A 22,583-nucleotide genomic window follows, 5' to 3' on the forward strand; every position below is an offset into this window, starting at 1 on the left:
GTCCGGCAGAATCAGCCGTTCGACGGTTGGACGGAGGTCCAGGGTGGCGGCCTCACGGACCATTCGCTCGCGGCCGCGTCGTTCGGCGACCGGCTCTACGTCTTCGGCACAGGGACCGACAAGCGGATCTACGTCAATTCCGCTCGACAGAATCACCCATTCGACGGCTGGGCCGAAGTCCAAGGCGGAGGCACCACCGAACACCCGCTGGGCGCCGCGGCATTCGGCGATCGGCTCTACGCCTTCGGCGCGGGCGTGAGGGTACCGGCCCACGTGTAGGCGTACGCGAAAGGTGTCCAGTTGACGTCCTGGCGGCGAGCGGGCGATCACTCCGCCCGAACTCCTCGACAACAGGACGTCGACTGCGGTCACTACCGGTTAGCCGGATTTGCTTGGATACCGGGCAGTGGCGGGAATGACGTATCTGGTGTGCGGGCTGTCGAGCCATGCTCGGTCGAGTCCCTCCCCGTGACGCGGCCGATGAGGCGTAGGCGGGGGAGTCGTGATCGTCGGTGGCGCGCCGCCGACGATCACGACGGCGTAATGGCAAGCTACGGCGGAGCATCGGTACGTGATTCACCGCCGGTGCGGCCGGCTATCCGATTTCGGACATCAGCGTGATGATCGCGTCGATGTCGTCGCCCTGGACGGAGTCTTCGGCGACCCGGTTGGATCGGATGAAGCCGCACTCGACGCACTCGTGGACCAGCACGAGTCCCTTGCCGCCGCGGTGCTCGACACGTCGGGGATGCATCAGTCCACGGCAGGCCGAGGCCCGGTCGCCAGGCACGATGTCGACGTGCTTGGAGCGCAGGCATGTCGGACAGTGGTTGCGGTAGCCCCCGTTGCTCAGCGGTGCGACGTTCGCGCCGCAGTTTTCGCATGTGAAGCCCTGGTTTTGGGCGGATCTGCTGATGGCTCTGCCTCCGGATCGAAGAAGTGATCTTCAATCGGGAGCGCAGGGTTCCGTTCGGATCTCGCTGTCCGTCCGCGCATGGCGGTCCGACAGCTCCCAGGCTTGCGTGGGCGAGGGACCGGTTCACCGCCTGTTCCCCCTCATCAGGGGTCGGCGATTACTTCCGCTTCCTGCTTCACCGGGGCGTCTCTCAGCCGTCGGATCCGGACCTCGACCGGGTTTGGATGAATTGTCCCGGTCACTGTCAGCCGAGCCTCCTCAGCTGCCAGCGGTAGGTGTCGTCCCATGCTCACTGGCGTCGGCGTCGTCCCCTGTGATCAGAGCGCTGCCGTGACCGCCACATATGGTCGACGCATCACCCCTCCTTCGACGTCGGCGGCATGCTCGGTGATCACAGCACGACGGGACCGGCGAGGGCAACACGATTTCCGTTTCGAGGAAGCGATCTCCTCGTACCCTTCCGCGACCAGGGCAGGGGCCGTCCTCGTCGTCCTCGCGGGACTCGATGCGCAGGATCGACAGCAGGCGCCGCATCTCGGTCAGCGCTTCATGGCTGGTGTCGGCGATGACGCCTGACGTTGAGTGCGCAGGGGCGGACAGGGCCGCGTGGCGGCCGAGCCCGGCCTTCCCACAGGTGAATATGATCGTCATATGGCGATGAATGAGGACGGTGGCCGGACTACGGGTGCCGGAGGTGAGCCGGTGGCACGAGCGCGCTCAACGTGCCCGGCATCTGTTCCGCACCGTTCCGGCGGGTCGAATCGCGCGTGATCGCCATCAGCGTCTTCACCCTGGCCGCGTACGTCGCCTTCGACGCGGTAACCGCGGCCACGGTCCCCAGCACATCCGACGGCTGCTGCGGCCCCACCGACGTCGACCGGTGAGCCGATCAGCGGCCGGATGGCGGGGATGGGCGGCGATCATGCTCGGCCGCTTCTACTACGGCGGAGAGATCGGCGTCGCCGGCATGCACGCCCACTACGCCGTGCAGCTCCTCGTCGGTGACGGCCTGATCCTGTGCGGCAGCGACGGATCGGCGTACGAGATGACGGCCGCGCTGATCCCGGCCAACGCCCCGCATGCGATCGTTCGCGGCACCGACGCCGGCCTGCTCGCCCTGATCGACCCGGTCCAGGCCGGCCGGCTGACGCATCGGCCCGTCGGCTCGGCCGCCGCATGGGCCATCGACGTCCGCCCGCCACCGCGCCTCGATCTGCCCGGCCTGGTCGCCCTGGCCGACGCGACCACCGGTACGGTGCCGGCGCGGCACCGGCACCCCGCGCTGGCGCAGGCGATGCGGCTCGTCGAGGAGTACCTGCCAGGACAGGTGAGGCTCGCCGTGCTGGCCGGCGCCGTCCACCTGTCGGAGAGCCGGCTGGCCCACCTGTTCCGGCAAGAAGCCGGACTGCCGTTCCGGCCGTACGTGCTGTGGATGCGGCTCCGGCTCGCGCTGTACGCGCTGGCGGACGGTGCCACCTTGACCGACGCCGCGCACGCTGCCGGCTTCTCCGACGCCGCGCACCTGAGCCGGACGATCCGCCGCATGATGGGCGACGCACCATCGGTGCTGTCAGCCGGGGTGCGCTGGCTGCGGGGATAGCAGGTTCGTTCAAGCCAGCCCGGCGGGCGGCAGGCCAGGCTGATCGCATGATGATCGTGATCGGCGCCGGCCAGGCAGGGCTTGCCGTGGGCCGGGAGCTACGCCTGGCCGGGCACGACGTGCTCGTCCTGGAAGCGCATTCGCGCGTGGGGGAGTCCTGGCGGCGGCGCTGGGACTCGCTGCACCTGTTCACCTCCGCCCGGCTGAGCTCTCTGCCTGGCCTGCCGCTGCCCGGCGACGGCGGCCGTTACCCCCATAAGGACGAGGTGGCCGCCTACCTCGAGACCTATGCGACCCACTTCGACCTCCCCATCCGTCTGGGCACCTCCGTACGGCAGCTGCGCCGGGCGGAAGACGGAGCCTTCGAGACGGTCACGGATCACGACACCTTCACCGCCGAGGGCGTGGTGGTCGCGACCGGCCCTTTCCAGCGTCCGCACATTCCCGGTCTGCCGCTCGCGCCGGACGTCGTCGCTGTGCACAGCGCCCATTACCGCAACCCCGGGCAACTGCCTGACGGACCCGTGCTCGTGGCAGGCGGCGGCAACTCCGGCATGCAGATCGCAGCAGAGCTGTGTGCGGACCGGCAGGTCACTGTCGCGCTCGGCACGCGTAAACCGGTGTTGCCCCAGCGTGTTCTCGGCTGCGACCTCTTCGCGTGGCTGCAGCTGGCCGGGATCGTACGAGCCCCGGTCACCAGCCGTCTCGGCCGCCTCGTACGCAGGCGCGACCCGCTGATCGGCGCCGGTCCCGAGCAACTGCGCCGTTCGGGAGTGCGCGTCGTCGACCGCATCGTCTCCGTCGAGGGAAACCGGTTCAGAACGGCTGAAGGCGAGACGGTGACGCCGTCCGCCGTGATCTGGGCGACCGGATACCGGCCTGACTACCGCTGGATGCGTATCCCCGGAGCTCTGGACGGCGACGTGCCGCTGCACATCGGCGGAATCAGCCCGGTGCCCGGCCTCACCTACGTCGGCCTGCCCTTCCAGAGCAGCCGCAGCTCTGCCCTGCTCGGCTGGGTCGGGGAAGACGCGGCTCGCGTGGCACAAAGCTACCCGTCAAGAGGCCACGCGATTACGGTACGCCGGTGACTCGCTGCACGTCGAGAACGACGTCCCGGTCCCCGAGCCGGGCCCCGGCGAGATGCTCGTCAAGGTCCGGGCCACCGGCATGTGCCGGAGCGACTTCCAGCTCATCGACGGCTACTTCCCGATCGAGCTCGGCTTCCCCTACATCCCCGGCCCCGAGGTGTCGGGCGAGGTGCCCCGGCTGGGCTCCGGCGTTCCCGTGGCGGCCGGGCTGTCGGAGGGCGACCTGGTGGTCATCAATCCCGCCTGGGGCGACGGCACCTGCCGGCAGTGCCACGAGGGCAACGACCAGCTGTGCACGGGCAGCGGCGGGTGGATCGGGTTCGGGCCGCCCGGAGGTTACGCCGAGTACGTCGTGGCGCCGAGCCGCCACCTCATCCGCATCGATCCGGCCATGGGCCTGGAGCCGGCGTACCTGGCGCCGCTGGTGGACGCCGCGCTCACGCCGTACCGGGGGATGAAGAAGCTCCGCCTGGGGCAACCACAACGACCTCACCGAGGTTCTCGCCCTGGCCGGCCAGGGCCGGGTCAGGCGCACCGTCACGAAGATCAGGCTGGACGACGTCAACGACCGGCTCGACGCGCTCTCGGGAGGCGGGGTGGTCGGCCGCGAGGTCATCGTCTTCGACTGACGTCCGGCGCCGCGGCATCGTCCGTCCCGGTCCGATATCGGTGGGAGCGCACTCAACCTCGGGAGGCGGTGACCTGCTCGGTGGGCGCGGGGGTGCGGGTCCGCAGGGTGGTGGCGGCGGTCAGTACGGCCAGCAGGGCGATGGCGGCGGCTCCGATGAAGGCGGCGGAGAAGCCGTCGGCGAGCGCGGGCAGGTTCCCGAGCTGGCCGGCGCCGTTGGCTGCGGCGACGGCGGTCATGGCGGCCAGGCCGAGCGCCGAGCCGACCTGGTAGCTGGTGTTGACGATGCCCGACGCGAGGCCGCCTTCCTCCGAGCAGGACGAGACCGGCGACCGTGGGTGGCCTTGGGGCCGAAGCGGCCGATGGCCCGGGGCGCCAGGACGATCATGCCGAGCATGATGAGGACGGTCATCGGGAGCAGGGCGGCGCCGATCGGGAAGGCGCTGTAGCCGAGTACCTGCTGCAGGTAGAGGTTGAGGAAGAACCACATCGGGGATCCACGCGCCGCCCAGCAGGAGCTGGGTCAGGTTGGCGGCGGCCAGGGTCGGCGTACGGAAGATCGACAGGCGCATCAGCGGCTCACGGCGGCGGGCCTGGACGGCGACCAACGCGGCCAGCATTAGTGGGGGTATGTAAGGGTCCGCAGTGCCGACGGCCGCACATTGTCATCATACGGGTAGGGGGTATAAGTTATCCGGGTGGCCGATCGAGCTAGAAGGTTGTGATGTCTGAATCGACGCACCACGGTGACGACCCCGGCGCCCACCCGCAGCGGAAGGCGACGTGGGGGGTGGCCGCCTCGGCGACCCTGCACTGCCTCACCGGCTGTGCCATCGGCGAGGTGCTCGGCATGGTCATCGCCACCGCCCTGGGCTGGCACGACCTGCCCAGCATCCTGCTGGCCGTCGTGCTGGCGTTCGTCTTCGGGTACGCGCTCACCCTGCGCGGCCTGTTCCGTGCGGGCCTGAAGTGGCGTGCGGCGCTACGCCTCGCCCTGGCCGCCGACACCCTGTCGATCCTCGTCATGGAGATCGTCGACAACGGCGTCATGGTGATCATCCCGGGCGCGATGGACGCCGGTCTGGCCTCGTTGCTGTTCTGGGGTGCGCTGGCGTTCTCGCTGCTGGTGGCCTTCCTCGTCACGCTGCCCATCAACAAGTGGATCATCGGACGCGGCAAGGGACACGCCGTGATCCACGCCTACCACCACTGACCGGTCGGCTTGCTCGACGCGTTCGGCGAGCAGCGCCCGGAAGTGCCGGCAGGTGGCCAGGTCCTCGTGGTCGCAGGTCAGCGCGCAGTCGATGAGGTCGAGCGACGGCTGGGCCGCGGCGATGCGGCGTACCAGATCCTCGCGGTTGCGGCGGAGGATCTCACGGCGGGTCGCCGGTTCTGCGGCGGTGAGCATCTGACGGAGATCCTCCGGGCCGATGCCTGGCTTTCCCTGGCGCGCATCGCCGGAGTTGACTTCATGTCGACATCAGGTCGCATGGTTGGGCGCATGTCGAACGAACTCATCAAGCTCCTCGACCGCGCCGACGCCATGCCGGCCGCCGCCCTGTTGCGCGCCCGCACGTACGACCTGCTCCGGCTCAAGCCCGGGGAAACCGTCGTCGACGTGGGCTGCGGCGCGGGCCGGGCGGTGGCCGAACTGATCGACAGGAACGTCACGGCGGTCGGCGTGGACGTCAGCGAAGAGATGATCAAGGTGGCCCGGCAACGCCGGCCCGATGCCGGCTTCCGCGTCAGCGACGCCTGCCACCTGCCGCTCGCCGACCACGAGGTGGCCGGTTACCGGGCGGACAAGGTCTTCCACGAGCTCGCCGACCCGGCCAAGGCCCTGACCGAGGCCGTACGCGTGCTGGCCCCCGGCGGCCGGATCGTCCTCATCGGACAGGACTGGGACACCATCGTCATCGACTCGGACCAGCCCGCCCTCACGCGGACCATCGTGCATGCCCGCGCGGACCTCACCACGAACCCGCGCGCCGCCCGCGCGTACCGCAACCTGCTGCTGGACGCCGGGTTCCGGGACGTGGAGGTGGAGGTGCACGTCGGGGTCTTCACCGGCGAGACGATGCTCGTCATGCTGACCGGCATCGCGCAGGCCGCGCACGCGGCCGGAGCCATCACCAGGGAGGAGTACGACGCCTGGACGGGGGAGCAGGCGCGCCGCGCCGACGAGGACCGGCTGTTCCTCGCCCTGCCGCTGTTCGTCGCCTCCGCCACCAAGTAGCCAGCCGTTGAAGTCGTGGTGAAGTCACGCGTCTGAACGGCGCGCGCGGGGGCGGTCACGACGGCCGGCTCGTTCTCGCGAGCCGAGGATGTCCGGTGCCGCCCGGCCGCCGCGCCGCGTTTCAGTGCCTGCCGCTCTCGCCTCAGAGGGCGTGTGCCGGGTCGCCGGTCAACCTGTCGAGGTGGTCGGCCACGGAGCGGTCGTCCCAGCTGCCCCCCGTGAGGGCGACGTAGCCGTCAGGACGGATGAGGACGAGGCCGTCGCCGTCCACCCCATAAAGCTCGTGCGCCTGTCCAGTCGCGTCGGTCAATGCGCGGTCGCCACAGGACGGGCCCGGGGGAACGATGCGATGCGTGTGGACGTCGGCGCGCCGGCTCTCGCGCACCTGAGGCGCGGGGCCGGTACCGAAGACGAGCAGTGTGAAGTGCGTGCCGTGGAAGAGGTCGAACAGTCTGACCTGCTTGCCGCTCTCCGTTTCGACGCAGTGAGCGTCCGGGGCGCGGTCGCCGGCGCGGATGCCGATCGCCTCGTCCAGGTCGCTGGCCAGGCTGCCGCCTCGGTAGGTGATGGAGAGCTGGCTGACGTCGCTGAACGGGTCCTGCCCCTTGAACGCGCCGGCGATGCGCTCCGACACGCGTGCGGTGTCGCCGCCGGCCCAGTATCTGCCCCGGGCGGTGGTCGAGGCCAGGACGTGCCTGGCGATCGGCAGGCGTTCCTCCTCATAGGTGTCCAGCAGCGGTTCGGGCGCTCCGCGCAGGACGTGCGCGAGCTTCCAGCCGAGGTTGTACGCGTCCTGGACGCCGGTGTTCATGCCCTGGCCGCCCGCGGGCGTGTGCACATGGGCGGCGTCTCCGGCCAGGAAGACGCGGCCGGCTCGATACCGGTCGACCATGCGGATGTTGACCTGGTAGATCGACAGATAGATCGCGTCGTGGAAGCGCACCCCGGGCAGCCCGACGTGCTGGGCGAAGATGTCGCTGAACGTCTCCACCGAGACCGGGGGAAACTCCTGGCCGTCGTCCGGCGGCAGCGGGGCGGTGAAGAACCAGGTTCCGCTGCTCGGCATCGGGGCCAGGGTCAGCATGCCGCCGGGGCCGGTCGCCCACATGTGGGAAACCGAGGCGTCCAGGCCGTCGACGCTGAGGTTGCCGAACAGCATCCGCTGCCGCTCCCACGTCTCGCCGAGGAAGTCGATGCCGGCCTGCTTGCGTACGGTGCTGCCGCCGCCGTCGCACCCGACGAGGTAGCGCGCGCGGATGTCCCGCAGCCGCCCGTCGATGCGGACGGATGCGGTGACCTGGTCGCGGTCCTGGGAGAGAGCGACCAGTTCGGCGCCGAGCTCCACCGTGGTGCCGAGCGAGGCCAGCTTCTCGCGCAGGGCCGCCTCGGTGAACTGCTGACCCACCATGAGGCTGCCCGGATAGGGCGCACCCGGCACCGGAGGCGCGTCGTACATGACCACTTCACGCACCACGTTTCCCTCAGCGTCGTAGAAACGCGTGGGGAGCGGAGGTTCGGCGTGCTCGGCCAGGCGGCCGAGTACACCGATGTCCTCGAACACCTCCTGGGTGCGGGCCCGGACGCCCCGGGCCCGCGTTCCGGCCGGATGAGCGGTGGCGCGATCGATGATCCGCACGCGCACGTCGCGGCGGGCCAGCTCACACGCCAGCGTGAGCCCCACCGGTCCCGCGCCGACGATGAGGACGTCCGTGATGTCCGAGGTTTCCATGGAGACGCTCTCCCTTCATGACGACAATAAAGTGGGCGAGCGCCCATTCTTAGTGGGCGCTCGCCCATGCGTCAATTCGGCAGGGGAGGCGTGTACGTCGTCCTATGGCTCTGACCTCCGTGTTCTGCTGAGAGACGACGTCCGTCCAGCCGCTCCGGCCGGAGGGCCGTCCGATGGCTCATGGCATATCGACATAGGTCACATCTTCACGGCTATGTCTTGCTGAGAGCCGACCGCGAGCTGGGATGCAGGCAGGCGATCGGCGGTCCGCAAGCCGACGGCCGCAGCTCACCATCCAGGGGCTGCTGCTACGGTTGGGGATCTCCGTTGTGACCATAAGGGGACGTATGTTCGGCATTGTCCGCCCGTGTCGGCACGTCCTGTGCAAGGGCCTGTACGCGGACTGGATGGGCCACTTGTGCGGACTCTGCTTGGCCCTGCGCGACGAGCACGGACACCTGTCCCGGCTGGTGACCAACTACGACGGCCTGCTCGTGTCCGTGCTGACCGAGGCCCAGACGTCCGCGCCCGCGCCGCGCAGGAAGGCGGGCCCGTGCGCGTTGCGCGGGTTCAAGGGCGCCGACGTGGTGGAGTCCGAGGGAGTACGGCTGGCGGCGTCGGTGTCGCTGCTCCTGGCGGCCGGCAAGGTGAACGACCACGTGGCGGACGGCGACGGCATGTACGCCCGCCGCCCCGTGGCCGCCGGCGCCACCCGCCTGGCGAACCGCTGGTCCTCCGCCGGTACAGCCACGGCCGGCACGCTGGCCTTCGACCCCGCCCCGCTGACGGAGGCGGCCGCGCGTCAGGCGCTCCTGGAACGTATCCCCGCCCAGAGACGCCCCGGATTAGGCGAGCTGACGGGGCCCACCGAGGACGCGGTGGCGGCGGCGTTCGCGCACACCGGGACGCTCGCCGGCAAACCCCACAACCGCGAGGCCCTGGAGGCGGCCGGTCGCGCGTTCGGGAGGCTGGCCCACCTGATCGACGCGGTGGAGGACCTGGCCGAGGACCGGGCGTCCGGGGTGTACAACCCGCTCGCCGCGACCGGCACCGGCCTGGACGAGGCGCGCCGCCACTGCGACGCCGCGCACGCCGACCTGAGCGCCGCCGTACACGCGCTCGACCTGCCCCGACCCGCCCTCACCCACGCCCTGCTGGTACGGGAGACCGGCCACGCCGTCACCCGAGCCTTCGCCACCGCCGAACCGAACCACCCCGGCGCACCACCGGAGCAGCGGCCGCCCAAGCGCGACCCCGGCGGGCTGCTGTCGCTGGCATGCGCCGCGCTCACCTGCTGCACCTGCGGCCTGTACCGGCCCGCCTGGGACGAGGAGCGCGACAGCTCCTGCTGCGGCCGCCTCGACTGCTCCGGCTGCGACTGCTGCAGCAACTGCAGTGATTGCTGTTCCTGCTGCTCATGCGAGGACGGCTGCGGCTGCGACGGCTGCGGCTGCGGCTGCGACTGACGCCGCCGGCCTCGCACCGCCGCGTCAGGCGTCACCAGCTAGGAATGTCCTGAAAACCCGGCACCCGGCGAGCGCTCGTCGTTGTACGAGGCCGGCAGGTCGTACGGCACGACCCTCGGATCGGTGAACTGCCTCATGGCGAAGCGGCGCTGACGCAGGTAGACGAGGTTCTGTGGTTCGTCGACAGGGAAGGGGGCCGTCGGCAACCGGAGATGGCTCATCAGGTCGGCCACGACCGGCTGGTTGCTCAAGTAGCGCATCCCGCCCAGCTCGGCGTGCAGGTGCGGCATGCCGCGCGGCGTCACCGAGAAGAGGCGGCCGCCGACGCGCTTGCTGCTCTCGAACAGCCGCACCACGAGCCGACCGCCGCGCCGCCGCCGCCGTAGCCTGCTCAGCACGCCGCTGCGCCTGGCCTCCGGTCCGAGCAACCGCCAGCCCGCGTACGCCCCGGACACTCCGGCGCCGATGACGGCGACGTCGATGACGCCCTCCCTGGCGGGCGCCGCGGCGGCCCGCGCCGGTGCGCCGAGCATGCCCCCGACGATGGCGGCGGTACCGACCGCCGCACCCCCCTTGAGCAGATCGCGCCGCGTGGATCCACCCTTCGCCGACGACATTCCGGCTGGGATGTCCTCGCTGTGCTCGTGGACGCTCATGCAACCCCCTGGCGTGCTCAAGTGGGGGGCCTGATGATCTTCCATCCGGTGGCCGTTCTTGTCGAGGCGACACCCCGACCAGGCGCATTGTCGTGCGGGTGGCATGGCCCCGCGAGGATGGGCCTGCGGTCGCTCCCCGGCCGCTTGGAGGAAGATCTGCGCCAGTTCGCGTGGCTGGGAGAACATCGGCCAATGACCGGTGTCCATCTCCACCAGCCGCCAGTGCTTGCCGGCCGGCAGCTCGCCCACGTCGTCGCTGAGCTCCGCTGTGGGGAGCGGCACCGGGTGTAGGCACGTGAAGCGCCCCGGCCTCGCAAGGTCCCCATGCCGCCGCGTTCGGGACATCGTGCGGCGCGCCGACGGCGGGAACCGGGCCCGGTTCCCGCCGTCCGTCTTCACCGTGTGGTGGTGAACAGGTATGCGGAGTCCTCCACGGCCTCCACACGGTGGCGGCGTTCGGGCATGACCAGCAGGTCGCCGGGCAGCCCGTCCCACGAGTCAGGTCCGGCGACGAGCCGTACCCGCCCGTGCAGCACGTGCACCGTGACCTCGCCAGGATGCTCGTGTTCGTGCATGTGCTCGCCCTGCCGCAATGCCATCACGGTCTGCCGCAACGAACGATCGTGTCCACCGTGGACAGTGGTGGCGCTCCGGCCGCTGCCCGTCTCACGGGCACGCGCGAGCAGATCGTGAACGAGCGCGGTCAGTGAAACCTTGGTCATGACCGTGGCGCCCGACGGTCTCGCCGAGCCTCCAGCTCCTCCGGGCTGACCACGGTCAGCATCGGTTGCCCGGGCGCGCAGAACATCGTCACGACGAACGCCGACTCCTCGTCGGCGAGGTGGTTGCCGTCCTGGTAGTGGATCACGTCCCCGCCAGGCTCCCAGAACGCCTCACCTGCTCGGACAACCCGTACGGGTTCGCCTTCGAGCTCGAAGTTGATGGCGCCCTTGACCACGTACCCGTATGCGGGACCGGAGTGCCGGTGCGGCGGCGCACCAGGGCTGTTCGGCGGCAGCGTGACGTGGATCGTCATCGCCTCGGCTCCCTCCGGCGCGGGCGGCGCCCCGGGCACGGTGGCGACCACGTCGATCTTCGGCGGCGGCCCGCTCTTGTCGGGGTTCTCCAGGTGGTGAGCGTGTGCTTGATCGGTGCCCATCAGGCTTCCTTCGCGAAACGGTGGCCGGCTCGATCCGGCCGTGCACCAGCTCAGACCGGACAGCGCCCCGTTTTGTGACAGCGGCATACGTCGTGCGTACGTCCCCTGCTCCGTGTGGCTGTTCCGTCCCGCAGCTCGTCCCACACTGTGGTGCCGGCATCAGGTACGAGCTGATCGAGCAGTTCGGGATCGTTCTCCGCCGAGCCGTACGCATGCGTGTGAACGAATGATCACCGCCCGATATGACGGCCAGGCCGATTGGTACGACGACGTGGTCTACTTCCGGCTGCGTCCGCGCTGGATGACCATGTACGCCCCCGGCTTCGGGAAACTCGTCTCCTGAGCCGTCACGGGCGGCCGGCGGCGGGCGTCTCGGGGCTCCGGCAGGCGAGGCAGTAGCGATGGAGGTCCACTCGGGTGAGCGTGCCGGCCGGGTTGTAACGGCGCTTGCAGCAGGCCCGCCAGTTGCCGGTGATCGCGGCGCTCGTGCTCGTGCTCGTGCCGGCGCTCCCGCCGGTCAGGAGCGCGGCGGCCGCGCCGAGCATGACGACCGGCCGCCCTGTCGGCCGGCCTGCCGATCGGCCCGCCGGGTGTCCCGCCGATCTGTGCTTGCCATGTCGGCCTCCTCCTGGGGGAACACCGATTCTCGGCGCGGACGAAGGAGGGGGACAGGGCAGCAACCGGGCATCGGCCGGACTTGCCGTGGTTCGCCCGATGCGCCTGGCAGGCCGGGGCCCTAGTCTGCCGGGCATGCGCATGCTGCACCTCGGGCTGCGGGTCACCGACCTGGAACGCTCGCTCGCCTTCTACACCGCCGTCGGGTACGCCGAAGTCGGACGGGTCCCCGAGACGGAGTCCGGCAGCCTGACCATGCTCAAGCTGCCCGGCGACCCGTACGTCAGCCTCGAACTCGTCCACGATCCCGCCAGGCCGGTCGAGGACATCGGCGCCGTCGACCACCTCGTCATCCAGGTGGACGACCTCCACGCCACGATCGCCGGCCTCGCGGCCAAGGGCGTCACGGCCGAGCCGCCGTCGGAACTGGGGGAGCGGTTCTGGACGTCGTGGCTGACCGACCCCGACGGCTACCGGATCGAACTCGTCCAGTGGCCGCCCGGCCATCCCCCGGGTATGACGGCGGCGGACTTCGCGTGAGCGTCAGGCCGTCGCGTACGCGGGGGCCACGTCGACGAAGATGCGATAGTCCGAGATCAGGCCGTCGTCGCGGGTGCGCCAGATCGACACGGCGACCACGCGGGCGTCCCGGCCGTCGAGCCGGCGGTAGGTGACCTCGGTCTCGGCGATGGTGTCGGCGCCGACCCGCCAATGCCTGACGATCCGGTGCCGCAGGCCCGCGATGGTGGTGAAGAACGCGCGCAGCCCGTCGGCGACGGCCTGGCGGCCCACCATCGGGTCGGCGTTACCGAACACCATCGTGCCGTCCTCGGCCATCAACTTCGCGATGTCGTCCGGGTCGAACGCGTCGATGATCTGAAAAACGTGACGTACCTCATCGTCGGACATGCCCACCATCCCCTGTCGGTGAAGATCGGTGCCTCCACCTTGCGCGCCGAACCGCCGCCGGGCAAGCCGGGAGCGGCGGGGTGGGCGTTCTCATGATCTGTAGAGTGAGCGACTGCCCGCCCCCGACCGGCTCACCGCGAACGACTCCCGCCATGTTCATCGCCGCGCGTCGATCGTCGCCGACTCACCCTCGTCGCGTCCTGCCTCACGCTGCTTCCCGCGTACGCCTGGGCCCCGCCGTCAGCTCGTCGGGCGTCCCCTTACCCGGAGGGACATGTCCGGGCTCGGCCCGCTATCGGAGCGGCAACGCGCTCGCCGCCACCCACGACCACGTCCTGTTCAACGTCGGCACCCGCCGGCAGGACGGGTCGTACAGCTGGGGCTCCACCCAGGTGGCGCTGCGGCCCCGCCTTGAGCCGGGGGACGCCCAGCACCATCCGGCCACACCGAGCTGGGCGGCGTACCACATCTGCGATCCCGACGTGATCAAGGGACGGTTCACCTACACGGCGCCCGGCGCCGGCGCGAAGACCTACACCTGGGCGATGTTCTTCACCGGCGCGGACGACGACGACCACGGCGCCGAGTGCGCACGCTCGACCTCGGCGACGCCGGCGCGCCGGTGCTCGGCGAGAGGCGCTTCGTCACCACCGCGGGGCTGACGCCGGAGCCGTTCCTCCCGAGTTCCGGACGCTTCCTGCACAACGCGTCCTGGGCCTACGATCCCAGCCCGGGAGCTCAGCAGCCTCTACGAAGGCGCCCCTCTCAAAGCCAAAGCACTCTGAGGGCTTCGCAGGCCCTCCGTACGCCCGCACCATAGGCGGAGTCGGCCCTGGTGCAGTTCTCGATGTGCTTGTGCACGGTTTCCTTTCGTGCGCCCTTGATCGCGCGCGCGGTGTTTTCGAAGAGCGCTCGCCGCTGGTCGGCCGTCATCAGCCGGAACAGATCTCCGGGCTGGGCGAAGTAGCCGTCGTCGTCCTCCCGGAAGTCGAAATGATCGGCTGTCGAGCTGATCGCCTGGGCGGGATCGGCGTAGGCGGGCTGATCCGCCCACCGCCCGAAGTTGTTGGGCTCGACACCCGGGATGCCGCCCTGGTTGCCGTCGACTCGCATCGCTCCGTCGCGGTGGTAGCTGTTGACCAGGTGGGTGGTGCGCGGGTAGTTGACCGGGACCTGGTGATGGTTGACGCCGACGCGGTGGCGCGCCGCGTCCCCGTAGGAGAACAACCGGCCCTGCAGCATTTCGTCGGGGCTGTAGGAGATGCCGGGGACGAGATCGGCGGGGGTGAAGGCCGCCTGCTCGACGTCGGCGAAATAGTTGTCGGGATTGCGGTTGAGCTCGAATTCGCCGACCTCGATGAGCGGGTAGTCCTTCTTGCTCCAGACCTTGGTGAGATCGAACGGGTGGAAGCTGTAGGTGTCCGCGTCGGCCTCCGGCATGATCTGCACGTACAGGGTCCACTTCGGGAACTCGCCGCGCTCGATCGCCTCGTACAGGTCGCGCCCGTGCGACCCCGCTGCCCTTGGCGTGCATGCGCCGCTCGGGGATGACCTCACGGGCGAAGTGAGCGAGCTTTTCGATCAGCCACAGGTCCTGAAGCAGCAGCGGGCCTCGGGGCCCGGCGCTCATGCTGTTCTGGTTGCCGGTGACCGGTGCTCCGGCCGCGGTCGTCAGCGGGTCGGTGTTCTCTTCGGACGCCATCAGATCTCCTTCGTGGTGGCTGGCGCGTTACTCGGGCCAGGCGTTGTCCTGGATGATCTGGACGAAGTCCTTCCTGGAGAAGGACGGGTCGAAGTGGGCGAGCACGTCGTCGTTCATGGTTCCGAAGGTGGTGTCGGGACGGTCGGCCATGCCCTTGTAGAACGTTCGCAGGATGCGCTTCTTGAAGTCCGGCCGCGGATGTGCCGCGAGGACCTCGGCTCTCTGCTCGTCGCTGATCTCGTCGAGGTCGAGGCCCAGGACGTCGGTCTCCACCCCGAGGGTCACGACCGCGACCTCCGGCGCGAGCCGGAGCGGCACCTCGGGAGTGGTGTGCAGCGCGATCGCCAGCCACACATCGCGGGCCTGGCTCTCGTTGCGGCCGTGGTCGAGCAGGAACGTCCGCGCGGCCTCCGCACCGTCGAGCTCGAAACGCCGATCTCTGGTGGCGTAGGCGGAGGTGAGGCCGAGGTCGTGGAAGAGCCCTCCCACATAGGCGAGCTCGGGATCGACCTCGAGGCCGCGGGAGGCCGCCTTGAGCATCCCCCAGAGGAACACCCGCCGTGAGTGGTCGAAGAGGGTCTCGTCGGTGACCGCCCGTACGAGGGAGGTGGCCTCCCTGACCAGCTCGGTGTCGGGAACGGTGATTCCTGCGATGGTCTGCGGCATGACGGTTCCTTGGCGGTTGGCGAAGTGGACTGCTTCGAGTCTTACGAGCCGCCACCGCCCCGGCGCACAGCGCCAACTGCCATCCATCGCACAGATTCTGACGTCACACGGACGCCGTCACCCCCACCCAGCGGTCACCTGGTCTTCGCCGGTGCCCTCACCGATCCTTGCCCGGCTCCCGCATGCCCGGGCCGGTGGTGGCGAACCGGGCGCGGTACTGGCTCGGCGAGATGCCAAGGCGGGCGGTGAAGGTCCGGCGCATGGTCTCGGCACTGCCGAAACCGGCCACCTGCGCCGTCTCCGCCACGCCGTGCCCCGCGGCCAGCAGGACCTTCGCGTGGTCCAGCCGCACCTGCTCGACGTACTTGGCCGGAGTCGTGTTCAGCTCGGTGACGAACAGCCTCGCCAGGTGACGGGGGCTGACCGCGACGAGCGCGGCCAGCCTGCCCACACTGTGGTCGAGTGCCGGCTGCGCCGCGATCAGGTCCACGACGCGCCTGAGCGTGGGGGTACGGGGCGGCCGGACCTCCAGCGGAGCCGAGAACTGGGACTGCCCGCCGGGCCGCTGCATGAACATCACGAGACTGCGGGCGACATCGCGCGCCAGGTCAGCGCCGTGATCCTGTTCGACGAGGAAGAGCGCCAGATCGATACCCGCCGACACTCCGGCGGAGGTGAAGACGCCGTCGTCCTCCACGAACAAGGACTCGGGCTGCACCTGGACATCGGGGTAGGCGCGAGCCAGGAGCCGGGCGTGCCGCCAGTGGGTGGTCGCCCGACGGCCCGCGAGCACCCCGGCCGCGGCAAGCGCGAAGGTGCCCGTGCAGATCGACACCAGCCGGCGGGCGCGCGGGCGGAGGCTCCGGATCGTGGTGATCAGGTCGGGCGGCACGGGCTGGCTCACCAGCGCGTCGCCGCCCACGACGATGACGGTGTCGGGTTCGGGCTCGTCCTCAGCCGTTCCATCCACAGGCAGCTCAAACCCCGTGGACGTCAGGACGGGTTTCCCGGACGGCGAGACGTGACGCAGCGCGTACGTGGCACCGAACAGGTTGGCTTCGGCGAAGACTTCGGCCGGTCCGGCCATGTCGAGCATCTTCATGCCGTCGAAGACGACGAACACGACACGGTGGTCACCCCTCATGATCTCCTCCCTCGTCACACCCCTCGCCGACAGGAGTCAGAGATGCCGGGATGCGGGGCTCGAGCACGAAACCTATGGTCAAGTGCCTCATATCCCGAAACGGGTACTTCAGCCGAAGCGACCCGCCGTGACTGGTATCACGAGGCCGCGGCCGGCGTCTCCTCGACGGGTAGCCAGGTCTCGGCCCAGATGGACAGCTCCCGCACGGCCGCCTCCAGGGCAAGTGACTAACCAATGGATAGTCACTTACTTTCTGGCAACTTCGCAAGCAGTGGAGATCCACCATGACCAGCCCTCTGCAGGACCTGCCCGACAGGGCCGTCAGCAGTCTGTTCAACACCGAGGACGTCGCTCTCGTCCTCGTCGACCACCAGCCCCAGATGATCTTCGGCGCTCGCAGCGCCGATCCCCAGAGTCTGGTGAACAACGTGAGCGCCCTCGCCAAGCTGGGCAAGCTGTTCAACCCGCCCACCGTATCCAGCACCGCGGCTCACGATGCAGCCATCGTCCGCATGAGTCAGCGGGGAATCGTCCCCGTCAGCACCGCCAGCGTGCTGTCGGAACTGCAGCGAGACTGGGCGCGCGGGGAAACGTACGACGCCGTCAACGAGATCGTCGCCGATCACATGGGCGCCTGGGGACAAGGCGTCAACTACGTCAACGCCGGGTTCTCCAAGAAGTAGCCCGGGGCGTACGGGAGGCCCCCGGCCGGCTTCTCCGGTCGCACCAGCACGCTGTGGCCCGGTGCGACCGGACTCGCCCGGGCCCTCACCGCCGTCGGCCGGATACGGGTTCCTTCCCGCCGGAAGTGGGCGGCCGGAGCCCATGTCCGGGCGGCCTGCCCTCGGCGAACCTGGACGAGCTCGCCCGCGGCGATCCGGCAGCCATGCGGCGGTTCGTCCGGGACGCGACCGGCCACTGGCGTGCCGGGCTCACCCACCACTGGCCCGAGGTGGACCGCGCACTGGCCACGGAACGTGCCGTCAAGGCAACGCCACCTGCTCATCGGCGGCGCCGAACAACTGCTCGGCCACCTGACACCGACGATGCGCCGGCGTCCTCCCGTACTGGAGGTCGGCTGCCCGGCGGGAGCCGGCCGGGAGATCCACCTGCGCGGAGCTGACGCTCATCCCGTCCTACTTCTGCCGGGCGAACCCCGTCGCCCTGGTGGACCCCGCCCTGCCGCCCGTACTCGCCCACCCCTCGCCCCGCCCTCTCAGACCGGTTGAGGACATGCCCGTCATCGAAAACCTTCATGACCTGCTCACGAGGTACGGCGTCATCGACGACGAACTCGGCGTCCACGCCGTGTGGTGTGAGGGTCGGCTTGACCGGTTGACCGTCACCCGGGAGGCGCCGCACCGGACCGGGGTGCCGTCCATCAGCCGGAGCGGTTCGTGCCAGGTCGGGACTTGGCGGGCCGGCCACAAGGCCGCCGCCGACATCTGCGGGCCCAGCTTTCGCAGCTGCAATCACATGATCGTCCAGATGGACATGGAGTGCCGTCAGAAGGGCGTCCAGCTCAGTCTTCACGCACCGATCTTGGACGCCCTTCGCTGTGCCTGCAGACGATCAGCGAAGTTCACATCAACGATCCAGCGGGCGGGTCAGGTGGTTCGGCGGGAGCGGATCAACGCCAGAGCGCCGAGGATGAGGGTGATCAGGCCGATCACCAGGTCTACGTAGCCGCCGACGATGCCGTACCCCGTGCCAGGACCGCCTTCTGCGGCGGCGATGATCCAGCCGCCGATGACCGCGGTGGCGAGCCCCGCCGTCAGAGCGATGGCCGCGCCCCTCCTTCCGAGGCGGCCGGTGGGGCGGGCCAGGGCCAGGCCGCCGATGGCGATGCCGGCCAGGCCCAGCACTGCGCCCACCACGGACCAGACGCGTCCCGTGGTCAGGGCGTAGGCGTCGACGGGCTGGGCCAGGAGGTGCGCCGCTGTTGTCTCGAGCGTCAGCGTGGCAAGGATGGACATGAGGGTTCCTTCAATCGGGTGAATGCCGAAGCAGAGTTTTTTGGATCGCAGCGTCTCGGTCTGGTCCTTGCCGAGGTCAGCGGCTCATTTCGGGGCGGCGGGCGCGGTTCAGGGCCGAGCGGCCCAGGAAGGCGCCGAGCAGCCCGAGTGCCAGGGCCATGGCCGCGCCGAAGACGCCGTTGCCGGTGCCGAGGCCGCCGTCGGCGATGGCCAGTTTCACTGCGCCGTTGAGGCCGCCGACGATTCCCAAGGTCAGGGCCGCGAGGGCTTTCCACCGGGCGGCGTCGCGCAGTGCCAGCCAGCCGATGATCGTGCTGCCCAGCGCCACCAGGGCGGCCACGCTGGCCCAGATTCGTTCAGGGGTGCCGAGGAAGGTGTCGACGCCCTGGCCTGCGCATTCTGCGGCCGACGTACAGACGGGTGAGGTCAGTGCGAGCAGGAGGGACATGGGACGTCCTTTCGCCGAGGTTCTGTTGCCCTACGAGCGTCGCGCCGATGAAAGGGGTGTCGCTTCGGGCAGTGGATGGCGGCTGCTACGCAGGCGCGCGTAGGTGGGTGCGCGGTCGGTACGTCCGTTGCCGTAGGTGGGCGGGCCTGCGGGGGGAGGTGGTTCCAGCGGCGGCGATCGTAGGATCGCGGCATGAAACAGTCGTGGCGTCTGCCGGTGGCGGTGCAGGATGCGTTGATCGCGCTCTTCATCACCGTCATGCAGGTGCAGGGCACGATCGTGCGCAACGCCGGTGAGGTGGTGCTGCGGCCGCTCACCGACCTCGGCGATCTCGGGTACGTCCTGCTCGTCGTCAGTGGGCTGGTCGTGGCGGTTCGCCGGCGGTGGCCGGTGCCGGTGTTCGTGGTCACGGCGCTGGCCAGCGTGATCTACTACGTGCTCGACTTTCCTGATGGGCCCGGGTGGCTGGCGCTCTTTCTCGCGCTCTACACCCTGGCCGCCTATGGAGACGGGCGGCGGTCGTTGGTGATCGCCGGGGTGGGTGTCGCGGTGTTGTCCGCTGTCTGGCTGGTCGCCGCGGCCGATGTCGAGCCGCCGGCGGCCATCGGGTGGGTGTACTTCCGGATCGGAGCCTCCGTCATGAGCGTGGCGCTCGGTGAGTCCGTACGGTCCCGGCAGGTCATCGCCGCCGAAGCGCAGCGGCGGGCCGAGCTGGCCGAGCGGACGCGTGAGGAGGAGGCGCGCGCACGCGTGGACGCCGAGCGGCTGCGGATCGCGCGTGAGGTCCATGACACGGTCGCGCATGCCATCGCGATCATCAACGTGCAGTCCGGGGTGACGGCGCACGTGCTCGACAGGCGGCCGGACGTCGCGCGGGAGGCGCTGCGCGCGATCGAGCAGACGAGTTCGCGGGCGTTGCGGGAGATGCGGGCCATCCTCGGGGTGCTGCGGGATGACGATGAGGAGGGGCGGGAGCCGTACCCGGGGCTGGAGCAGGTCGGGGAGCTGGTCGCCAAGGCCCGCGCGGCCGGCCTCGACGTCGAGGTCCAGGAGAGCTCGCCCGCGACGCCGTTGCCGAGTGCGGTGGGCGGTGCGGCGTACCGGATCGTGCAGGAGTCGATCACGAACGTCGTCCGCCACGTCGGTCCGACCCGGGTGACGGTGGTGCTCGATCCTGGGCCTGAAGCGTTGGAGGTCCGGGTGACCGATGCAGGCCGGGGCACCGTCGTGGAGCCGCCTGACGAGTCGGGGCGGGGGATCGTCGGGATGCGGGAGCGCTGCAGGTTGCTGGGTGGGGAGCTTGATGCCGGGCCGAGGCCGGGCGGTGGGTTCGAGGTCAGGGCGCGGCTGCCCCTCGCGCCGACGGAGGTGCGGCTGTGATCAAGGTGTTGCTCGCCGATGACGAGGGGCTCGTACGGTCCGGGTTCAAGGTGCTGCTCGACCTCGAGGACGACATCACGGTCGTCGGAGAGGCGAAGAACGGCGCGGAAGCCGTCGAACGGGCTCTGGCCACGCGTCCCGACGTCGTGCTCATGGACATCCGCATGCCCCACGTGGACGGGATCCAGGCCACCGCCGAGATCGCCGGGACACGCGGGCTGGAGCAGGTCCGCGTGCTGATCCTGACCACGTACGACACCGACGAGTACGTCTTCGACGCCCTGCAGGCGGGGGCCAGCGGATTCCTGCTCAAGGACGCCGGGCCGGCCGAGCTGCTGCACGCCATCCGGGTGATCGCCGCCGGCGACGCGCTGCTCGCACCCCGGATCACGCGGCGTCTCATCGGCCAGTTCACGGCCCGGCGGACGGCCGTCCGGGTCGCGGAGGACCGGCTGGCGGTGCTGACCGAGCGCGAACGCGAGGTGCTGGCCCTGGTGGGGGAGGGGCTGAGCAACCAGGAGATCGGCGCCCGGCTGTTCCTGAGCCCGGCCACCGCGCGGACGCATGTCAGCCGCGCGATGACGAAACTGGGGGCACGCGATCGTGCGCAACTGGTCGTGATCGCCTACCAGACGGGCTTGGTCATTCCCCCGACGTGAGGCCATGAGCGCTCGAACGGTCGTGATCGCCCAGCGGACGGGACCGGCCGTTCCCTCAATGCGACGAGGCTATGAGCGGTCGAGGCGCTGGAGGCCGTGGCCGGGGCGCCAGAGGTCGATGACCATGGCAGGGCCCTCCAGCTGTGTCAGGACGACCTCACGGATGTCGGCCGTGAAGAAGGGCGATGCGCTGAAGGCGTCCGGGCTGAGGCCGCGCGCGATCAGCATGGGCCTGATGCGGTCCTGGTCGGTGACCTCGACCGCGAGGCCGGACAGCTTCGTGTTGCTCGCCCGGCTGCACAGGGCGCTCTACGACTACTACACCGGCAACACCTTGGCCCGGGACGGCCGGTTGGTGGCGGTTCTCGACTGGGACGAGGCCTTCGTCTGTGCCCCCGAGCCGGAGCTGTTCCACCGTCTGCGCCCCTGACGCGGTTACCGAAGGCAGGCGGAAATCCGAGGTTCTTCGGACGGCAGGCGGAAGTAGGGAATGACTTGGACGCCGTCGCCGTCTAGGAGTCCTTCAGGAGGCGGCGTTCGCCGAAGACCTTCTTGGCGACGAAGGTGGCGTTGATGGCCTTGGGCATGCCGCAGTAGACGGCGGTGTGCAGCAGGGCTTCGGCGATCTCGTCGCGGGTGAGGCCGACGTTGAGCGCCGCGTTGATGTGCACGTCGAGCTGGGGTTCGCAGCCACCGAGGGCGGTGAGCATGCCGAGGGTGACCAGTTGGCGGTCGCGTGGCGACAGGCCGGGCCGGTCGTAGATCTCGCCGAAGCCCCAGGCCACGACCTGGTGGCCGAGCTCGGGGTTGACGTCGGCGAGTGCGTCGATGACGCGCTGCCCGCTCTCGCCGTCGACGCGGTTGAGTACCTCGATCCCGCGCTCGAAACGCTCCTGACGGGTCTCGGCGGTGCTGTCCGAGGTGGCGGAGGTGGTGCCATCTGCGGTCGCGACGGTGGGGTCTGTGGTGGGTCCCGTGGTGGGGTCGGTGGTCATGGTCGATCCGTTTCCGGCTGCTGGTCGAGCAGCGTCTCGTAGTGCTTGATCTTGTCGCCCAGGGCGGCGGCGTTGCGGAGCAGGCCGCGGATGCGCTCGTCCAGCTCCGCTTGATGTTCGCGGAGCAGGGCCAGCCGGTCCCCGAAGGTGGCGTCGCCGGCGGCGCGCAGCCGGGCGTACCGCTGCATGTCGCTGATCGACATGCCGGTCTCGCGCAGCCGCAGCAGGAACTCCAGCCAGTCCAGGTCGGAGGCCGCGTAGCAGCGCTGGTTGCCGGGGGTGCGGCCGACTCCTTCGATCAGCCCGGCGCGCTCGTAGTAGCGCAGGGTGTCCGGGGTGAGGCCGGTGCGCGCGGCGACCTGGGCGATCGTGAGGGTCGGCTGCTCCTGTGGCCGGGCATGTCCGTCACTCATGGGACGAACGGTAGAAGTTGGAGCGCGCTCCAAGTCAAGCCGGGTCAGACGCTCAGGGCGTGCAGCAGGAACCGGATGCGGGCGGTGAGGTCGTCGGCCGTACGGACGAACGCCGGGTAGCCGCCCTGGCCGGGGGCCGCCGGGCCGGGGAGGCTCCAGTGCGTCGTCTCGGGGGCGCCCTGCGATGACGGCCCG

28 protein-coding genes and 1 pseudogene are annotated in these 22,583 nt (G+C 69.9%); 14 read left to right on the top strand and 15 right to left on the bottom strand.

All coding sequences use genetic code 11. The features are described from left to right. On the top strand, positions 1–279 hold a 279-nt coding region (locus tag AB0K18_RS30580), incomplete at its 5' end, for a hypothetical protein (RefSeq protein WP_364921017.1). A 316-nt stretch (positions 280–595) separates the two neighbouring features. On the opposite strand, the gene AB0K18_RS30585 is transcribed toward AB0K18_RS30580, so the two are convergent. Beyond that, positions 596–916, bottom strand: a complete 321-nt coding sequence (locus AB0K18_RS30585; protein WP_364921185.1) for an RNHCP domain-containing protein — start codon at positions 914–916, stop codon at positions 596–598. A 285-nt stretch (positions 917–1,201) separates the two neighbouring features. Here AB0K18_RS30585 and AB0K18_RS30590 point away from each other — a divergent pair, with 285 nt between their 5' ends. The 6 genes from AB0K18_RS30590 (at position 1,202) to AB0K18_RS30615 (ending at position 6,471) form a co-directional block, all read left to right on the top strand. Then, positions 1,202–1,492: a hypothetical protein gene (locus tag AB0K18_RS30590; RefSeq protein ID WP_364921019.1), complete on the top strand. Its 291-nt coding sequence runs from the start codon at positions 1,202–1,204 to the stop codon at positions 1,490–1,492. 304 nt (positions 1,493–1,796) lie between these two features. Next, positions 1,797–2,516, top strand: a complete 720-nt coding sequence (locus tag AB0K18_RS30595; protein WP_364921022.1) for an AraC family transcriptional regulator — start codon at positions 1,797–1,799, stop codon at positions 2,514–2,516. 47 nt (positions 2,517–2,563) lie between these two features. Continuing rightward, positions 2,564–3,607: an NAD(P)/FAD-dependent oxidoreductase gene (locus AB0K18_RS30600; protein WP_364921025.1), complete on the top strand. Its 1,044-nt coding sequence runs from the start codon at positions 2,564–2,566 to the stop codon at positions 3,605–3,607. A 52-nt stretch (positions 3,608–3,659) separates the two neighbouring features. Beyond that, positions 3,660–4,508 (top strand): alcohol dehydrogenase catalytic domain-containing protein, encoded by an 849-nt coding sequence (locus AB0K18_RS30605; RefSeq protein ID WP_364921027.1) that lies wholly within the window; start codon positions 3,660–3,662, stop codon positions 4,506–4,508. A 451-nt stretch (positions 4,509–4,959) separates the two neighbouring features. Beyond that, positions 4,960–5,448 (top strand): DUF4396 domain-containing protein, encoded by a 489-nt coding sequence (locus AB0K18_RS30610; RefSeq protein ID WP_364921029.1) that lies wholly within the window; start codon positions 4,960–4,962, stop codon positions 5,446–5,448. 288 nt (positions 5,449–5,736) lie between these two features. Next, positions 5,737–6,471: a methyltransferase domain-containing protein gene (locus tag AB0K18_RS30615; RefSeq protein WP_364921031.1), complete on the top strand. Its 735-nt coding sequence runs from the start codon at positions 5,737–5,739 to the stop codon at positions 6,469–6,471. Positions 6,472–6,613: 142 nt separating this feature from the next. On the opposite strand, the gene AB0K18_RS30620 is transcribed toward AB0K18_RS30615, so the two are convergent. Further along, a complete protein-coding gene (locus AB0K18_RS30620) occupies positions 6,614–8,200 on the bottom strand; it encodes an FAD-dependent monooxygenase (RefSeq protein WP_364921034.1) in 1,587 nt (528 codons plus the stop codon). A 347-nt stretch (positions 8,201–8,547) separates the two neighbouring features. Between AB0K18_RS30620 and AB0K18_RS30625 the strand changes: the two genes are divergently transcribed. Then, complete coding sequence (locus tag AB0K18_RS30625; RefSeq protein WP_364921036.1) at positions 8,548–9,666, top strand: DUF5685 family protein; 1,119 nt, start codon at positions 8,548–8,550, stop codon at positions 9,664–9,666. A gap of 38 nt (positions 9,667–9,704) precedes the next feature. On the opposite strand, the gene AB0K18_RS30630 is transcribed toward AB0K18_RS30625, so the two are convergent. The 4 genes from AB0K18_RS30630 to AB0K18_RS30645 form a co-directional block, all read right to left on the bottom strand. Further along, a complete protein-coding gene (locus tag AB0K18_RS30630; protein ID WP_364921039.1) occupies positions 9,705–10,322 on the bottom strand; it encodes an FAD-dependent oxidoreductase in 618 nt (205 codons plus the stop codon). Positions 10,323–10,717: 395 nt separating this feature from the next. Next, on the bottom strand, positions 10,718–10,936 hold the full coding sequence (locus AB0K18_RS30635) for a hypothetical protein (RefSeq protein WP_364567583.1): 219 nt from the start codon (positions 10,934–10,936) through the stop codon (positions 10,718–10,720). A 104-nt stretch (positions 10,937–11,040) separates the two neighbouring features. Continuing rightward, the gene (locus AB0K18_RS30640; protein ID WP_364567586.1) at positions 11,041–11,481 is read right to left on the bottom strand and encodes a cupin domain-containing protein; all 441 of its coding nucleotides are present in this window, start codon (positions 11,479–11,481) and stop codon (positions 11,041–11,043) included. A gap of 347 nt (positions 11,482–11,828) precedes the next feature. Then, complete coding sequence (locus AB0K18_RS30645; protein WP_364921042.1) at positions 11,829–12,026, bottom strand: hypothetical protein; 198 nt, start codon at positions 12,024–12,026, stop codon at positions 11,829–11,831. A gap of 205 nt (positions 12,027–12,231) precedes the next feature. Here AB0K18_RS30645 and AB0K18_RS30650 point away from each other — a divergent pair, with 205 nt between their 5' ends. Continuing rightward, positions 12,232–12,636, top strand: coding sequence for a VOC family protein (locus AB0K18_RS30650; protein WP_364921044.1), 405 nt, complete (start codon positions 12,232–12,234; stop codon positions 12,634–12,636). 3 nt (positions 12,637–12,639) lie between these two features. Here the strand turns inward: AB0K18_RS30650 and AB0K18_RS30655 are convergent, their stop codons facing one another. Then, a complete protein-coding gene (locus AB0K18_RS30655; protein ID WP_364921046.1) occupies positions 12,640–13,005 on the bottom strand; it encodes a nuclear transport factor 2 family protein in 366 nt (121 codons plus the stop codon). Between the two features lie 152 nt (positions 13,006–13,157). On the opposite strand from AB0K18_RS30655, the gene AB0K18_RS30660 reads away from it, so the two are divergent. Further along, on the top strand, positions 13,158–13,667 hold the full coding sequence (locus tag AB0K18_RS30660) for a hypothetical protein (RefSeq protein ID WP_364921048.1): 510 nt from the start codon (positions 13,158–13,160) through the stop codon (positions 13,665–13,667). 103 nt (positions 13,668–13,770) lie between these two features. Here the strand turns inward: AB0K18_RS30660 and AB0K18_RS30665 are convergent. From AB0K18_RS30665 to AB0K18_RS30675, 3 genes and pseudogenes are all read right to left on the bottom strand, one after another. After that, positions 13,771–14,707 (bottom strand): annotated as a pseudogene (locus AB0K18_RS30665) (catalase). Between the two features lie 27 nt (positions 14,708–14,734). Then, complete coding sequence (locus AB0K18_RS30670; RefSeq protein WP_364921051.1) at positions 14,735–15,373, bottom strand: HD domain-containing protein; 639 nt, start codon at positions 15,371–15,373, stop codon at positions 14,735–14,737. A gap of 157 nt (positions 15,374–15,530) precedes the next feature. Further along, positions 15,531–16,517 carry a GlxA family transcriptional regulator gene (locus AB0K18_RS30675; RefSeq protein WP_364921054.1) on the bottom strand — a complete coding sequence of 329 codons (987 nt, stop codon included), beginning with the start codon at positions 16,515–16,517 and terminating at the stop codon, positions 15,531–15,533. 284 nt (positions 16,518–16,801) lie between these two features. On the opposite strand from AB0K18_RS30675, the gene AB0K18_RS30680 reads away from it, so the two are divergent. Further along, positions 16,802–17,200: a hypothetical protein gene (locus tag AB0K18_RS30680; RefSeq protein ID WP_364921057.1), complete on the top strand. Its 399-nt coding sequence runs from the start codon at positions 16,802–16,804 to the stop codon at positions 17,198–17,200. A 924-nt stretch (positions 17,201–18,124) separates the two neighbouring features. On the opposite strand, the gene AB0K18_RS30685 is transcribed toward AB0K18_RS30680, so the two are convergent. Next, positions 18,125–18,493, bottom strand: coding sequence for a DUF6223 family protein (locus AB0K18_RS30685; RefSeq protein WP_364921059.1), 369 nt, complete (start codon positions 18,491–18,493; stop codon positions 18,125–18,127). A gap of 76 nt (positions 18,494–18,569) precedes the next feature. Next, complete coding sequence (locus AB0K18_RS30690; RefSeq protein ID WP_364921062.1) at positions 18,570–18,941, bottom strand: DUF6223 family protein; 372 nt, start codon at positions 18,939–18,941, stop codon at positions 18,570–18,572. A gap of 192 nt (positions 18,942–19,133) precedes the next feature. On the opposite strand from AB0K18_RS30690, the gene AB0K18_RS30695 reads away from it, so the two are divergent. Continuing rightward, a complete protein-coding gene (locus AB0K18_RS30695) occupies positions 19,134–20,321 on the top strand; it encodes a sensor histidine kinase (protein WP_364921064.1) in 1,188 nt (395 codons plus the stop codon). Further along, a complete protein-coding gene (locus tag AB0K18_RS30700; RefSeq protein ID WP_364921067.1) occupies positions 20,318–20,980 on the top strand; it encodes a response regulator transcription factor in 663 nt (220 codons plus the stop codon). Before AB0K18_RS30695 ends, AB0K18_RS30700 begins: the two co-directional genes overlap by 4 nt. A gap of 69 nt (positions 20,981–21,049) precedes the next feature. Here AB0K18_RS30700 and AB0K18_RS30705 read toward each other — a convergent pair whose 3' ends face one another. Next, positions 21,050–21,208, bottom strand: a complete 159-nt coding sequence (locus AB0K18_RS30705; RefSeq protein ID WP_364921069.1) for a hypothetical protein — start codon at positions 21,206–21,208, stop codon at positions 21,050–21,052. 7 nt (positions 21,209–21,215) lie between these two features. On the opposite strand from AB0K18_RS30705, the gene AB0K18_RS30710 reads away from it, so the two are divergent. Beyond that, complete coding sequence (locus AB0K18_RS30710; RefSeq protein ID WP_364921072.1) at positions 21,216–21,410, top strand: hypothetical protein; 195 nt, start codon at positions 21,216–21,218, stop codon at positions 21,408–21,410. Between the two features lie 82 nt (positions 21,411–21,492). On the opposite strand, the gene AB0K18_RS30715 is transcribed toward AB0K18_RS30710, so the two are convergent. Both AB0K18_RS30715 and AB0K18_RS30720 read right to left on the bottom strand, forming a co-directional pair. Then, positions 21,493–21,975 carry a carboxymuconolactone decarboxylase family protein gene (locus AB0K18_RS30715; protein WP_364921075.1) on the bottom strand — a complete coding sequence of 161 codons (483 nt, stop codon included), beginning with the start codon at positions 21,973–21,975 and terminating at the stop codon, positions 21,493–21,495. Beyond that, the gene (locus tag AB0K18_RS30720) at positions 21,972–22,388 is read right to left on the bottom strand and encodes a MerR family transcriptional regulator (protein WP_364921078.1); all 417 of its coding nucleotides are present in this window, start codon (positions 22,386–22,388) and stop codon (positions 21,972–21,974) included. Before AB0K18_RS30720 ends, AB0K18_RS30715 begins: the two co-directional genes overlap by 4 nt. Positions 22,389–22,583 lie beyond the last annotated feature (195 nt).

Source organism: Nonomuraea sp. NPDC049421, from assembly GCF_040677005.1.
Taxonomy (GTDB): Bacteria; Actinomycetota; Actinomycetes; order Streptosporangiales; family Streptosporangiaceae; genus Nonomuraea; species Nonomuraea salmonea.

Bases quoted from the DNA above. Each gene is read 5' to 3' on its own strand.
- AB0K18_RS30590 (WP_364921019.1), top strand. From the start codon at position 1,202: ATGCTCACTGGCGTCGGCGTCGTCCCCTGTGATCAGAGCGCTGCCGTG.
- AB0K18_RS30600 (WP_364921025.1), top strand. From the start codon at position 2,564: ATGATGATCGTGATCGGCGCCGGCCAGGCAGGGCTTGCCGTGGGCCGG.
- AB0K18_RS30605 (WP_364921027.1), top strand. From the start codon at position 3,660: ATGCTCGTCAAGGTCCGGGCCACCGGCATGTGCCGGAGCGACTTCCAG.
- AB0K18_RS30610 (WP_364921029.1), top strand. From the start codon at position 4,960: ATGTCTGAATCGACGCACCACGGTGACGACCCCGGCGCCCACCCGCAG.
- AB0K18_RS30615 (WP_364921031.1), top strand. From the start codon at position 5,737: ATGTCGAACGAACTCATCAAGCTCCTCGACCGCGCCGACGCCATGCCG.
- AB0K18_RS30620 (WP_364921034.1), bottom strand. From the start codon at position 8,200: ATGGAAACCTCGGACATCACGGACGTCCTCATCGTCGGCGCGGGACCG.
- AB0K18_RS30625 (WP_364921036.1), top strand. From the start codon at position 8,548: ATGTTCGGCATTGTCCGCCCGTGTCGGCACGTCCTGTGCAAGGGCCTG.
- AB0K18_RS30630 (WP_364921039.1), bottom strand. From the start codon at position 10,322: ATGAGCGTCCACGAGCACAGCGAGGACATCCCAGCCGGAATGTCGTCG.
- AB0K18_RS30640 (WP_364567586.1), bottom strand. From the start codon at position 11,481: ATGGGCACCGATCAAGCACACGCTCACCACCTGGAGAACCCCGACAAG.
- AB0K18_RS30645 (WP_364921042.1), bottom strand. From the start codon at position 12,026: ATGCTCGGCGCGGCCGCCGCGCTCCTGACCGGCGGGAGCGCCGGCACG.
- AB0K18_RS30650 (WP_364921044.1), top strand. From the start codon at position 12,232: ATGCGCATGCTGCACCTCGGGCTGCGGGTCACCGACCTGGAACGCTCG.
- AB0K18_RS30655 (WP_364921046.1), bottom strand. From the start codon at position 13,005: ATGTCCGACGATGAGGTACGTCACGTTTTTCAGATCATCGACGCGTTC.
- AB0K18_RS30660 (WP_364921048.1), top strand. From the start codon at position 13,158: ATGTTCATCGCCGCGCGTCGATCGTCGCCGACTCACCCTCGTCGCGTC.
- AB0K18_RS30670 (WP_364921051.1), bottom strand. From the start codon at position 15,373: ATGCCGCAGACCATCGCAGGAATCACCGTTCCCGACACCGAGCTGGTC.
- AB0K18_RS30675 (WP_364921054.1), bottom strand. From the start codon at position 16,517: ATGAGGGGTGACCACCGTGTCGTGTTCGTCGTCTTCGACGGCATGAAG.
- AB0K18_RS30680 (WP_364921057.1), top strand. From the start codon at position 16,802: ATGACCAGCCCTCTGCAGGACCTGCCCGACAGGGCCGTCAGCAGTCTG.
- AB0K18_RS30685 (WP_364921059.1), bottom strand. From the start codon at position 18,493: ATGTCCATCCTTGCCACGCTGACGCTCGAGACAACAGCGGCGCACCTC.
- AB0K18_RS30690 (WP_364921062.1), bottom strand. From the start codon at position 18,941: ATGTCCCTCCTGCTCGCACTGACCTCACCCGTCTGTACGTCGGCCGCA.
- AB0K18_RS30695 (WP_364921064.1), top strand. From the start codon at position 19,134: ATGAAACAGTCGTGGCGTCTGCCGGTGGCGGTGCAGGATGCGTTGATC.
- AB0K18_RS30705 (WP_364921069.1), bottom strand. From the start codon at position 21,208: ATGCTGATCGCGCGCGGCCTCAGCCCGGACGCCTTCAGCGCATCGCCC.
- AB0K18_RS30710 (WP_364921072.1), top strand. From the start codon at position 21,216: ATGCGGTCCTGGTCGGTGACCTCGACCGCGAGGCCGGACAGCTTCGTG.
- AB0K18_RS30715 (WP_364921075.1), bottom strand. From the start codon at position 21,975: ATGACCACCGACCCCACCACGGGACCCACCACAGACCCCACCGTCGCG.
- AB0K18_RS30720 (WP_364921078.1), bottom strand. From the start codon at position 22,388: ATGAGTGACGGACATGCCCGGCCACAGGAGCAGCCGACCCTCACGATC.